The organism is Nocardioides stalactiti (genome assembly GCF_014180715.1).
Taxonomy (GTDB): domain Bacteria; phylum Actinomycetota; class Actinomycetes; order Propionibacteriales; family Nocardioidaceae; genus Nocardioides; species Nocardioides stalactiti.
Genome location: NZ_JACEFC010000121.1, coordinates 1 through 12,790 on the forward strand (window position 1 = coordinate 1; position 12,790 = coordinate 12,790).

A 12,790-nucleotide genomic window follows, 5' to 3' on the forward strand; every position below is an offset into this window, starting at 1 on the left:
GTGCCCGGCCGCCGGCACACGCGGGCGGAGGTGCGAGACTGACCGCCATGACGAGGCGTACCCGGGTCGCGGCAGCGGCCGTCCTGGGGGTCCTCGCCCTCGGCGGTTGCGGGAGTGCGTCGGAGCCGAGCCCGCCGACCGGGATCGACGACCTGGTCATCCCGAGCCCCTCCCTCGAGGCGGGCGACTTCGTGGCCGGGATCGACAACCCGTGGCTTCCCTACGCGGTCGGCGCGCAGTGGACCTACCAGGTCACCGAGGGGGCGGAGCGGACCACGTTGACCGTCACGGTGCTGCCCGAGACCCGCACGATCCAGGGCGTCACCGCGACGGTCGTCGAGGAGGTCCTCCGCGACCCCGCCTCGGGCGAGGTGCTCGCGCAGACCCGCGCGGCGTACGCCCAGGACGACGACGGCAACGTGTGGGCGCTGGGCGCGGAGACGACGACGTACGACGACGGCCGCCCGCGCGCCGAGGAGTCGTGGGAGGCCGGCCGGCAGGGTGCCGAGGCCGGGCTCGCGATGGCCGCCGAGCCGCGGGTCGGTGACGGCTACGGCCGTTCCTACCGACTCGGTGAGGCTGCGGAGCGGTCGCTGGTCGTCGACACCGACGGCTCCGCCTCGGTCCCGTACGGGGACCTCCTCGACCTCGTCGAGACCGAGGACCAGTCGGCCGCCGAGCCGGGGGTGCTCGTCCGGCGCTCGTACGCGCTCGAGCTCGGCCTGGTGCGCGCGCTGACGACCAGCGGGGGCGACACCCTCGTCGAGCTCGTCAGCTACACCCCGCCCGCCTGATCAGGCGTCGGGCGGCCGGACGACGGTGTGCTCGCTGGCCGGCGGGGGCGCCCAGCCCTGCTGGGGCTCCTGCGGGACGGCGGGCTGCTGCGGCTGCGCGGGGATCCACTGCTGCGAGGCGGGGTCCCACTGCCACCCGTCCTGGATGATCGGCTGCTCGGCCGCCGGCGCCTGCGCGCCCTGGTTCCACTGCTGCTGGAAGGCGTCGGGGGCGCCCAGTCCGGGCACGGTCGCGGTGGCGCCACCGGTCGGGATGCCGGACCCGGGGACCGGCTCGCTCGCACGGCCGAAGAGGACCGGGTAGAGGACGCCCGCGCCGGCGGCGCCGATGAGCGGGGCGACGATGAAGAGCCAGAGGTCGATGATCGCGTCGCCGCCGGACTCGAACGCGACGCCGATCGAGCGGGCCGGGTTGACCGACGTACCGGTCGCGGCGATGCCGACGAAGTGGATCGCGGCCAGTGTCAGCCCGATGACGAGCGGGGCGAACGCGGCGGTGTCGTTGCGCTCGTCGGTCACGGCCAGGATGACGAGCAGGAAGATGAAGGTGAGCACGATCTCGACGAGCAGCGCCCCGCCGATCTCGACGCCGCCGTTGTCGCCGAAGCCGTTGCTCCCCAGCGGGTCGCCGAAGCTCCACACGTCACCCGCGAGGGCGATGATCGCGAGCAGGAAGCCGCCGACGAGCGCGCCGCCGGTCTGTGCTGCGGAGTAGAGGCCGACGTCCTTCCAGGACAGCCGGCCGGCCAGGGCGGCGCCGACCGAGACGGCCGGGTTGAAGTGTCCGCCGGAGATCCGGCCGAACGCGTAGGCCATCATCACGATCGCGAGGCCGAAGCTCAGGCCGACCGAGACGATGTTGCCGCGGCCGAGGACCACGGAGCCGCAGCCGATGAGGACGAGCACGGCGGTGCCGATCGCCTCGGCGGCCAGCTTCTGGACGAGGGTCGGCGGGACTGCTTCGGCGGGTGCCATCTGCGCTGTCGTCTGATCGGTCATGGACCTGAGCCTTGCCGCTCCACAGCCGGGATGCAAGGCTGACGCGGGCCGCGCGCGAGGGCCTTGCCCGCGTCCGATATCTTGACGTCAAGAAACCCATTCGTCTCAGGAGTGCCGCCGAAACATGTCGAGCATCATCTACACCCACACCGACGAGGCGCCGCTGCTGGCGACGTACTCCTTCCTCCCGATCGTCGAGGCGTACGCCGCCAAGGCCGGCGTCACCCTCGAGACGCGCGACATCTCGGTCGCGGCGCGGATCCTGGCGCAGTTCGGCCTGGCCGACGACGCGCTGACCGAGCTCGGCGAGCTGGCCAAGACGCCCGAGGCCAACATCGTCAAGCTCCCCAACGTCTCCGCCTCGGTGTCGCAGCTCAAGGCCGCGATCAAGGAGCTCCAGGACAAGGGCTTCGACATCCCGAACTACCCGGAGTCGCCCGACAACGACGCCGAGCGGGAGGCGCGCGCCAAGTACGACAAGATCAAGGGCTCCGCGGTCAACCCGGTCCTGCGCGAGGGCAACTCCGACCGCCGGGCGCCGGCGTCGGTGAAGAACTACGCCAAGACGCACCCCCACCGGAACAAGCCGTTCGCCGACGGGTCGAAGACCACCGTCGCGACGATGTCCGACCACGACTTCGCGAGCAACGAGAAGTCGGTGACGGTCCCGGCGGACGACACGCTCTCGATCGTCCTCGAGACCGCCGACGGCACGACCGTGCTCAAGGACGGCCTCGCGGTCCTCGCCGGCGAGATCGTGGACGCGACCCGGATGGACGTCGCCGCCCTCAACGCCTTCCTCGCGCAGACGATCGAGCAGGCCAAGGCCGACGACGTCCTCTACTCGGTGCACCTCAAGGCCACGATGATGAAGGTCTCCGACCCGATCATCTTCGGCCACGTCGTGCGGGTCTTCTTCGCCGACGTCTTCGAGAAGTACGGCGCCGACCTGGCCGCCGCCGAGCTCTCGCCGAACGACGGCCTCGGCGGGATCCTCGCCGGTCTCGACGCGCTCCCCAACGGCGCGGAGATCAAGGCCGCCTTCGAGGCGGGCCTCGCGAACGGTCCGCGCCTGTCCTACGTCAACTCCGACAAGGGCATCACCAACCTGCACGTCCCCTCCGACGTCATCATCGACGCCTCGATGCCGGCGATGATCCGCAACGGCGGCAAGCTCTGGGGCGTCGACGGCGGCGAGGACGACACCCTGGCGGTCATCCCGGACTCGTCCTACGCGGGCGTCTTCCAGGCCGTCATCGACGACGTGAAGGCCCACGGCGCGCTCGACCCGGCCACGATCGGCACCGTCCCCAACGTCGGTCTGATGGCTCAGGCGGCCGAGGAGTACGGCTCGCACGACAAGACCTTCGAGATTCCTGCCGCGGGCACCGTCAAGGTCGTCAACAGCGCCGGCGAGACCCTGCTCGAGCACGAGGTCGGCGCGGGTGACATCTGGCGCGCCTGCCAGACCAAGGACATCCCCGTCCAGGACTGGGTCAAGCTCGCCGTCAGCCGCGCCCGCGCGACGGGTTCGCCGGCGGTGTTCTGGCTCAACGAGGCGCGTGCGCACGACCGCGAGATCATCGCGAAGGTCAACGCCTACCTGCCCGACCACGACACCGACGGCCTCGACATCCGGATCATGCCGCCGGCCGAGGCCGCGGCGTTCTCGGTGGAGCGGATGCGCAAGGGCGAGGACACGATCTCGGTGACCGGCAACGTGCTGCGTGACTACAACACCGACCTGTTCCCGATCCTCGAGCTCGGCACCTCGGCCAAGATGCTCTCGGTCGTCCCGCTCATCGCGGGTGGCGGCCTCTTCGAGACCGGTGCCGGCGGTTCGGCCCCCAAGCACGTGCAGCAGCTCGTCGAGGAGAACTACCTTCGCTGGGACAGCCTCGGTGAGTTCTTCGCGCTGGTCCCGGCGTTCGAGAAGTACGCCGAGCAGGCCGGCGTCCCCGGCGCCCAGGTCCTCGCCGACACGCTCGACCGGGCGACCGGCACGTTCCTCAACGAGGACCGCTCGCCGGGCCGCAAGCTCGGGACGACCGACAACCGCGGCTCGCACTTCTACCTGGCGCTGTACTGGGCCGAGGAGCTCGCGGCACAGACCGCGGACGCCGACCTGGCGGCCGCGTTCGCGCCGCTGGCCAAGACCCTGCGGGAGAACGAGTCGGTCATCGCCGAGGAGCTGATCGCGGTCCAGGGCAGCCCGGCCGACATCGGCGGCTACTACGCGCCCGACCCGGAGAAGACCTCCGCGGTCATGCGGCCGAGCACGACGCTCAACGAGGCGCTCGCCGCTCTCTGACGAGAACCTGTGTCCTCACGTCACAGATAACGCTACCGTGTGACCGCGCTCACAGAGCGCGGTCACATGGGGGTGCCCGATGAAGGTTCGTACTCTGGCCGGCGCGGCCGTCGCCGCTGTCTCCGTCGTCGCGGCCCGCGACCTGACCCAGAAGCAGCACGCGATCAGGCGCAACTTCCCGGTCGTCGGCAACCTGCGCTACCTGCTCGAGAAGATCGGGCCGGAGCTGCGGCAGTACATCGTGACCAGCAACGAGGAGGAGCGGCCGTTCAGCCGCGACGAACGTCGCTGGATCTATGCCTCCGCCAAGGGGCAGAACAACTACTTCGGCTTCGGGACCGACATCGACGTCGAGCACCTCCAGGGCGCCACCTACATCAAGCACCGCACGTTCGCGGAGTCGCAGCCGCCGCCGGTCGACCCGCTGGCGACGCTGCCGTCGGTCAAGGTGCTCGGTGGACCGCGCGGTCGGGCGAAGGCGTTCCGGCCCGCGTCGGTCGTCAACATCTCCGCGATGAGCTTCGGGTCGCTCTCCGGCGCGGCGATCACCGCGCTCAACAAGGGCGCCGCCAAGGCGGGTGCGCTGCACAACACGGGGGAGGGCGGCATCTCGCCGTACCACCTCAACGGGGCCGACCTCGTCCTCCAGCTCGGGACGGCGTACTTCGGCTGCCGCAACGAGGACGGCACGTTCGACCTCGAGCGGCTCAAGGACACCGTGGCGGCCCACCCGGTGCGCGCGATCGAGATCAAGCTGAGCCAGGGCGCCAAGCCCGGCCTCGGCGGCATGCTGCCGGCCGCCAAGATCACCGAGGAGATCGCCGCGATCCGCGGCATCCCGCTCGGCAAGGACTGCGTCAGCCCCAGCCGGCACACCGCCTTCCACGACGTCGACTCGATGCTCGACTTCGTCGAGCTCCTCGCGACCGAGACCGGCGTGCCCGTCGGCATCAAGTCGGCCATCGGGGAGTCGAACTTCTGGCTCCGGCTCGCCGAGCTGATGGAGCGTCGCGACCGCGGCGTCGACTTCGTGACCGTCGACGGCGGTGAAGGTGGCACCGGCGCCGCGCCGCTCATCTTCACCGACGCGGTCTCGCTGCCGTTCCGGATGGGCTTCTCGCGGGTGTACGGCGCCTTCGCGGAGCGCGGCATCACCGACGACCTGACCTTCATCGGCTCGGCCAAGGTCGGCCTTCCCGAGAACGCGATCGTCGCGTTCGCCCTGGGCGCCGACATGCTCAACGTCGCGCGCGAGGCGATGCTCTCGATCGGCTGCATCCAGTCGCAGAAGTGCCACACCGACGAGTGCCCGACCGGTGTCGCGACCCAGAACTCCTGGCTGGTCCGCGGCCTCGACCCGGTCTCCAAGGCAGATCGGTGCGCGGCGTACCTCATCCAGCTCCGCAAGGAGCTGATCCGCGTCAGCGGCGCCGTCGGCGTCGCCCACCCGTCCATGGTGACGCCGCACGACGTCGAGATCCTCAACGGCGACTACGAGAGCCGCACCCTCACCGGCATGTACGGCTACAAGGACCACTGGGGCGTCCCCGGCGCCCAGCCGCTGCTCGCCGACGGTGAGCGCTGACGGCGATCAGCGCTGAGCGATCGCCACGATCGCGTCGGTCAGCTCGTCGGGTGCGTCCAGCGCCAGCAGGGTCCGGGCGCCGGGCACCTCGATCAGGTCGGCGTCGGCGAACGCCCCGTGCAGGCGCCGGCCGAGGGAGGGTCGGAACGCCCGGTCGGCCTGGCCCCAGATGACGGTGACGGGCAGCTTCACCTCGGCCATCCGCTGGGTCACCTCCAGCAGCTCGGCGGGCCGGATCGCCCGCAGCAGCCGGATCGTGTCGCGTCGGATGCCGGCGTCGGTGCGGGCCGGCTCGATCCAGGTGCGGGTCAGGTCGGCGGGCAGGTTCTTGGCGAGCAGCCCGAACCCGAGCCACGACTGCCNGCCACGACTGCCGCAGCGGCCGGAGCCGCATCTGGCCGGCCAGCACCTTGGCGCGGGTCTCGTTCCGCAGCAGCGGGAAGAGGAGCGTGAACGGGAACGGCGGGAACTGGTCGAAAGCGTCGCAGTTCGCGAGCACGACCCGGGCGACGCGGGAGGCGTCGGTGGGGGACGCTGGATCGATGACGTACTGGCAGAGCGCGCCGCCGGTGTCGTTGCCGACCAGGGTCACGTCGGTGAGCTCCAGGCCCTCGAGGAGGTCGACGATCAGCCGCGCGATGCCGCGGGGGGACTGGTCGGCCCCGTCGCCGAGGGCGATCCGGTGCGAGCCGAGCGGCCAGTCGGGCGCGTAGGAGCGGATGCCGCGCGCAGCGAGCCTCTCGGCCACCGGCGTCCAGAGGGCGCCGTCGGTGAGGACGGGGTGGACGAACACGACCGGGGGCTCGGTCGAGTCGGCCGGGCCGAAGGCGCGATAGCGGACGGTGCCGGTGCGGAGCTGGATCTCGGGCATGGCTCGACCGTAGGCAGCCGGCGCGTCCGCGCGCATCCGACCACGGGAGGGCATCGGGGGAATGACGAGCGGGCCGCTGCGGTTAGGTGATCACGTGACCTCCGCCGCGACCCTCGAGCAGCCCGCCGTCGCGACGGCGCGGCCGGCGCTCGCGATCCTCGCCCTCGCGGTGGGTGGGTTCACGATCGGCACCACCGAGTTCATGACGATGGGCGTGCTGCCGGAGATCGCGGACGGCGTCGACGTGTCCGTGCCGACCGCTGGACACATCATCTCGGCCTACGCGCTCGGCGTGGTGGTCGGCGTGCCGATCCTCGCCTTCTTCGGTGCTGCACTGCCCCGGCGGGCGATGCTCGTCGGACTGATGGTGGCCTACGGCGCCTTCAATCTCCTCAGCGCTGTCGCGCCGGGCTTCCACGTGCTCACCACCGCGCGGTTCCTCGACGGGCTGCCGCACGGGGCCTACTTCGGTGTTGCCAGCCTGGTCGCCGCGAGCCTGGTCGCGCCCGCACGCCGCGGCCGAGCGGTGGCGAGCGTGATGCTCGGACTCTCCGTCGCCAACGTGGTCGGCGTGCCGCTGGCGACCTTCCTGGGCCAGCAGGTCGGCTGGCGAGCGACGTACCTGCTCGCCGCCGTGCTCGCGCTGCTGACCGCGGCGCTGGTGCTGGCCGCCGTACCGTCCGTGCCCGGCGACGCGGAGACCAGCGGCCGCAAGGAGGCGCGGGAGTTCTTCGGCAGCCGGCAGGTCTGGCTCACCATGGCCGCGGGCGCGATCGGGTTCGGCGGCATGTTCGCCGTCTACTCCTACATCGCCAAGACCGTCACCGTCGTCGGTGGTCTGGAGCGCGGCACGGTGCCGGTCTTCGTGCTGGCGCTGGGCCTCGGCATGGTCGTCGGGACCTGGGTCGCCGGCGAGCTCGCCGCCTGGTCGGTCTTCCGCAGCCTGCTGCTGTCGTCCGGCTTCGGTGTGCTGGTCCTGCTCGCGTACTTCGTGGCGGCCCCGGGCGGCTGGACGCTGCTGCCCGTGGCGTTCCTCGTCACCGCCACGGGCTCGGTGCTCGTCGTCAACCTCCAGCTGCGGCTCATGGACGTCGCCGGCGGTGCCGTCACCCTCGGCGCCGCGATGAACCACGCCGCCCTCAACATCGCCAACGCGCTGGGCGCCTGGCTGGGTGGCCTGGTCATCGCCGCCGGCTGGGGCTACCGCGCGCCCGCCGTCCTGGGCGCCGGCCTCAGCGCCCTGGGCGTCGCGATCCTGCTCTGGTCGGCGCTCGCGCACCGACGCGCGCGTCCGGCGGTGGATACCGGATACGCGGACCGACCTGAGTCCTGAAACAATCGTCCCCATGTCCGCGACGACCGAGCAAGAGCCGCTGACGGAGGTCCAGCAGCCGGCCGCACCCGAGAGCGGCGCGCGCCCGCGCGTGCTCTCCGGCATCCAGCCGACCGCGGACTCCTTCCACTTCGGCAACTACCTCGGTGCGCTGCGGCAGTGGGTCGACCTCCAGCACGACCACCAGCCGTTCTTCTTCATCGCCGACCTGCACGCGATCACCGTCGAGCAGGATCCGAAGGTGCTGCGCGAGCGCACCCTGCGGGCCGCGGCGCAGCTGATCGCGATGGGCGTCGACCCCGCGCGGTCGGCGATCTTCGTGCAGAGCCAGATCCCCGAGCACGCCCAGCTCGGCTGGGTGCTCAACTGCCTGACCGGCTTCGGTGAGGCGCGCCGGATGACGCAGTTCAAGGACAAGTCGGCCAAGCAGGGGGAGGGTGCGGCGTCGGTCGGCCTGTTCACCTACCCGATCCTCCAGGCGGCCGACATCCTGCTCTACCGCCCGCACTTCGTCCCGGTCGGTGAGGACCAGCGCCAGCACCTCGAGCTGACCCGTGACCTCGCCCAGCGGTTCAACAGCCGCTACAAGAAGACGTTCCGGCTGCCCGAGCCCTACATCCTCAAGGCCACCGCCAAGATCGCGGACCTCCAGGAGCCGACGGCGAAGATGTCGAAGTCGGCGTCCTCGCCCAACGGGATCATCGAGATGCTCGACGACCCCAAGGTCAGCGCGAAGAAGATCCGCTCCGCGGTGACCGACTCCGGCTCGGAGATCCGTTTCGACCAGGAGGACAAGCCGGGCGTCAGCAACCTGCTCACCATCTACTCGGCGCTGAGCGGGGAACCGATCTCGGCGCTGGAGGAGCAGTACGTCGGCAAGGGCTACGGCGCGCTCAAGGGTGACCTGGCCGACCTCGTCGTCACCTTCGTGACCCCGTTCCGCGAGCGCACCCTCGAGCTGCTCGACGACCAGGCCTACCTCCAGACGGTGCTGCGGCAGGGCGCTGAGACAGCCGGCGAGGTGGCCCGGGCGACGCTGCGCGACGTCTATCAGCGGGTCGGGTTCGTAGCGCCGTTCCAGGCGCCGGGGGCCTGACCGCGTGCCGACCATCGGCGTCGCCATCGCGATCCCGGAGCCGTGGGCCACGGCGCTGCAGGACTATCGGACGGCCATCGGCGACCCGACGGCCGACGGCGTGCCGAGCCACATCACGCTGATCCCGCCGATCGACGTCGACGACGCGCTGCTCCCGGAGATCGAGGAGCACCTCGCGGGAGCGGTCCACGGGATCGAGCCGTTCCGCGTCCACCTGCGCGGCACCGGCACCTTCCGCCCGGTGTCGCCGGTCGTGTTCATCGGGCTGGTCGAGGGGATCGCCCAGACCGAGATCCTCGCCGACGTCGTACGACGCGGGCCGCTGGGCGTGGACCTCGGCTTCCCGTTCCACCCGCACGTGACGGTGGCCCACCACCTCCCCGACGAGGACCTGGACCAGGCGTTCCACGACCTGCGGGGCTTCGAGTGCGACTTCGACGTGGCAGGCTTCCACCTGTACGTCCACGACGGCGACGCCTGGCAGACGGCGCGCGTCTACGAACTCTCGGGGTGAGTGATGCCGAAGCTGGTCGACCGGGTCAAGGCCCGGCTCGCAAGGGCGCGTGAGCGCCGTCCGCTGCTCGACCAGGCGGTGCGCACTGTCGAGCACTACGGACAGGTCAAGGGCAGCATCCAGGCCGGGGCCGTCACCTACTTCGGCTTCATCTCCTTCTTCCCGATCCTGGCCCTCGCCTTCGCGGTCGTCGGGTTCGTGGCGCGCGGCTACCCCGACGCCGAGGACGACCTGGTCAGCGCGATCGACTCGTTGCTGCCCGGGCTGGTCGGCGGCGGCGACGGGCAGATCTCGCTCGACGACATCCGCCGGTCGGCGCCGGGCATTCTGTCGATCGGTCTCGTCGTCGTGCTCTACTCCGGGCTCGGGTGGCTCTCCAGCCTGCGGGACGCGCTCATCGTGATGTTCGAGCTCGACCCGGCCGAGCAGCCGAGCTTCGTGCTCGGCAAGGTGCGCGACCTGCTCGCGCTCGCGTTCCTCGGCCTGATCCTGATGCTGAGCGTCGGCATCTCGGGCGTGGTCCGCGGGCTCTCGGAGGACATCCTCGACCTGGTCGGACTGGGCGCCGACCTCGGGTGGGTGCTCGGCATCGTCGCGGTCGTCGTCGGGCTGGCCGCCAACGCGCTGCTCTTCGCGGCGCTGTTCCGGGTGCTCGCCGACCCCGACCTGCCACGCCGGGCGTTGTGGTCGGGCGCCGTCGTCGGCGCGGTCGCGTTCGAGGTCCTCAAGCAGGTCTCCCAGGTGCTGCTCCAGTCGACGGCGCAGTCGGAGGCCTTCCAGGCGTTCGGCATCGCACTGATCCTGGTCGTCTGGATCAACTACTTCTCCCGGGTCGTCATGTACGCCGCCGCCTGGGCCCACGTCCACCCGCTGGCTCGGGCGCGACGCCCCGAGGTCGTCGAGCCGGTCCAGGGCCCGTCGTCCCCGCCTCTCGCGTGGCGCGACCGCCTCGCGGAGGACCGCGAGCACGACGGGACGGTCGCCCGTTGGGCGACCCCGTTCGCCGCCGGCATGGGCGCGACGCTGGTGCTGGTGCGGGTCCTGAGGAAGAAGGACGATCGATGAAGTTCGAGCGCAAGCACGCGATCCTGCTGCTCGCCGTCGCGTCGTGGAACGTCGTGACGTTCGGCAACTTCGCCGCCAACCTGTGGGAGGCCTACGACGCCGGCGAGGACCGTGCCGCCGGCTACTGGATCGCCCACTCGGTGCTGATCGTCGTCAACTTCCTCATCGCCGCCCTCCTCGGCTCCCTCGGCTGGAAGGCCCTCCGCAGCACCCGTTGAAAGTTGTTATCCACAAGCGCAACGGGTGTCCTTGCAGTTTCTCCCTGAAGAGTCGAGGGTTCGAAGCAGAACTCATCGGGTGGTTCTCCACCCGTCACGACAAGGGGGGAAGACATGACGTTCGCTCGGGGAACAAGCCTCGGATCATTGGTGCTGATCATCGTCCTGGGGTGTGCCCAGTCGGCGATGGGCGCGGGGTGGTGGTGCAGCGAGGACCGGCCGCTCAAGGTGTACGACGACGGTGTTGCGTCCGGTGCGGCCTACGGTCACTTCTACAACTACGGTGACGGTCGCTCGATGAGCACGGCCTACTACAAGGACCTTCGACCTGGCGGCGAGGACGTGCGGGTGGAGACGGATTTCTACTGGTGGGGCACCGACACCGACTGCGGGGACGGGCGCACGTGCTTCTGGCACGACGTCTCCAAGCAGACCGACCGGTACGACGGCAAGCGCTGGCGCAAGCACGCCCGCGCGCGCTACCTCGACGGTCGCTCCTCGCGCTCGCGCGGGCTGATGGACATCTGCGAGATCCACAGCTGGGGCAACGATCCTTGCAGCCCGCAGATGGTTGAGACCTTTGACTACTGACGCGGTGGGCACGCCGTTGATCAGGCTGTCCCAGGTCGGTCACACCTACGACGGAACGGACGTCTTCGACGGGGTCGACCTCGACCTGCTGGCCGGTCGGACGGGATTGATCGGCGTCAACGGCGCCGGGAAGTCGACGCTCTTCAGGATGCTGGCGACGACCCTCGAACCAGCACGAGGCCGCCTGGATTTCCCCGGGCTCGGGGGCTCGGCCGAGGCCGCCCGACCTCGGATCGGCTTCATGCCGCAGTCGTTGTTCCTTCCGAAGTCGCTCCGTGTGCGGGACTTCCTCGCCTACGTCTGTTGGCTCAAGGCCGTGCCACGACGCGATCGACCGACGGAGATCGACAGGGTCCTTGCGGCGGCTGATCTCGACCTTGCGCCGAAGGCACGCGTCGGCAGCCTCTCCGGCGGCATGTACCGGCGGCTCCTGTTCGCGCAGGCGATCATCGCCCGGCCCGTGCTCCTGATGCTCGACGAGCCGACCGCTGGCCTCGACCCCGAGCAGCGGATCCGGCTCAGGTCGACGATCCAACGCCTCGAGGGAGTCGACCTCCTGCTCGTCAGCAGCCACCTCATCGAGGACCTCGTCCCGTTGGTCGACCGCGTCGTCATGCTCGACGACCACCGCGTCGCGTTCGACGGCTCGGTCGATCGGTTGCGCGGGCTCGGGGAACGTCAGGGACCGATCGAGGGATTGACTGTCTACGAATCAGCCTTCGTCCGGTTGCGCGGGGCGGTCGCACGATGACGGGGCGACGACGACTCGCAGTGATGGTCGCTCCGATGGTGGCCGTGTGCGTCTTCGCGCTGGCCACGATCGATGAGTGGCGCGGTTCGTGGACCGGGACGATCGACATCATCAACGGTTCGACGGTCCTCACGGGCCCATTGCTCGCGTCGATCGCAGCAGGGATCCAGGTGAGTGCTGCTCGGGTGCGTCCGGTCAGCGGTGCGTCGCCCCGAAGCTCGTGGGTGCCCTATCGGTCGGCGGTCGAAGCCTGGTTCGTGGGCATGGCGTCCTACCTCGTCATGGTGCTGATGGCGGTCGTCTGCACCCTGACGGTGCCGCATGGTGGCCCGGCGCAGTGGTGGGCCCTGGCCGCAGGCGTGTTGGTGCTCGGCCTGGGCGCGCTGATCGGCGCCCTCGCGGCCCACCTGGCGCCGACACCGATCACCGTCCTCCTGGTCGGGCCGGCGCTGTTCCTCGTGGGGGCGTTCGCCCCCGATCCGTTGCCTGCTGTCCTGCGCTTCGGGCCGAGCGGCAACCTCACTGGGTTGCAGTTCAGCGTCGGTGACCATCTAGGCCGTTTTGGCCTGATCGTCGGGATCGGCCTCGCTTCGGCGGTGGTGTTCGGTCCGTGGCGTCGGCATGGACGGCGATTCTTGACGGGGGCCATCGCATTGGCCGTG

At 70.5% G+C, this 12,790-nt stretch carries 13 protein-coding genes; 11 read left to right on the top strand and 2 right to left on the bottom strand.

The features are described from left to right. The first annotated feature begins 47 nt into the window (after positions 1–47). Positions 48–794 (top strand): hypothetical protein, encoded by a 747-nt coding sequence (locus tag H0487_RS18840; RefSeq protein ID WP_183095774.1) that lies wholly within the window; start codon positions 48–50, stop codon positions 792–794. Here the strand turns inward: H0487_RS18840 and H0487_RS18845 are convergent, their stop codons facing one another. After that, complete coding sequence (locus H0487_RS18845; protein ID WP_246383865.1) at positions 795–1,793, bottom strand: MIP/aquaporin family protein; 999 nt, start codon at positions 1,791–1,793, stop codon at positions 795–797. It lies immediately after the preceding gene. A 124-nt stretch (positions 1,794–1,917) separates the two neighbouring features. Between H0487_RS18845 and H0487_RS18850 the strand changes: the two genes are divergently transcribed. After that, positions 1,918–4,104: an NADP-dependent isocitrate dehydrogenase gene (locus H0487_RS18850; RefSeq protein WP_183095775.1), complete on the top strand. Its 2,187-nt coding sequence runs from the start codon at positions 1,918–1,920 to the stop codon at positions 4,102–4,104. A gap of 79 nt (positions 4,105–4,183) precedes the next feature. Next, positions 4,184–5,689: an FMN-binding glutamate synthase family protein gene (locus tag H0487_RS18855; protein WP_183095776.1), complete on the top strand. Its 1,506-nt coding sequence runs from the start codon at positions 4,184–4,186 to the stop codon at positions 5,687–5,689. Between the two features lie 6 nt (positions 5,690–5,695). Here H0487_RS18855 and H0487_RS22950 read toward each other — a convergent pair whose 3' ends face one another. Beyond that, positions 5,696–5,881, bottom strand: coding sequence for an alpha/beta fold hydrolase (locus H0487_RS22950; RefSeq protein ID WP_220793578.1), 186 nt, complete (start codon positions 5,879–5,881; stop codon positions 5,696–5,698). 773 nt (positions 5,882–6,654) lie between these two features. On the opposite strand from H0487_RS22950, the gene H0487_RS18865 reads away from it, so the two are divergent. The 8 genes from H0487_RS18865 to H0487_RS18900 all read left to right on the top strand — a co-directional run. Then, positions 6,655–7,893, top strand: a complete 1,239-nt coding sequence (locus H0487_RS18865) for an MFS transporter (protein ID WP_312856020.1) — start codon at positions 6,655–6,657, stop codon at positions 7,891–7,893. Between the two features lie 13 nt (positions 7,894–7,906). Beyond that, positions 7,907–8,989 (top strand): tryptophan--tRNA ligase, encoded by a 1,083-nt coding sequence (trpS, locus tag H0487_RS18870; RefSeq protein ID WP_183095778.1) that lies wholly within the window; start codon positions 7,907–7,909, stop codon positions 8,987–8,989. A 4-nt stretch (positions 8,990–8,993) separates the two neighbouring features. Beyond that, a complete protein-coding gene (locus H0487_RS18875; RefSeq protein WP_183095779.1) occupies positions 8,994–9,503 on the top strand; it encodes a 2'-5' RNA ligase family protein in 510 nt (169 codons plus the stop codon). A 3-nt stretch (positions 9,504–9,506) separates the two neighbouring features. Next, complete coding sequence (locus tag H0487_RS18880) at positions 9,507–10,568, top strand: YihY/virulence factor BrkB family protein (protein ID WP_183095780.1); 1,062 nt, start codon at positions 9,507–9,509, stop codon at positions 10,566–10,568. After that, entirely contained in the window at positions 10,565–10,786 is a 222-nt protein-coding gene (locus H0487_RS18885; RefSeq protein WP_183095781.1) for an SCO4848 family membrane protein, read from the top strand. Before H0487_RS18880 ends, H0487_RS18885 begins: the two co-directional genes overlap by 4 nt. Before the next feature lie 150 nt (positions 10,787–10,936). Then, entirely contained in the window at positions 10,937–11,377 is a 441-nt protein-coding gene (locus H0487_RS18890; RefSeq protein ID WP_183095782.1) for a hypothetical protein, read from the top strand. Positions 11,378–11,381: 4 nt separating this feature from the next. Then, positions 11,382–12,128 (top strand): ABC transporter ATP-binding protein, encoded by a 747-nt coding sequence (locus tag H0487_RS18895; protein WP_183095783.1) that lies wholly within the window; start codon positions 11,382–11,384, stop codon positions 12,126–12,128. A gap of 23 nt (positions 12,129–12,151) precedes the next feature. Then, the coding region (locus H0487_RS18900) for a hypothetical protein (RefSeq protein WP_183095784.1) at positions 12,152–12,790 on the top strand (639 nt) is incomplete at its 3' end.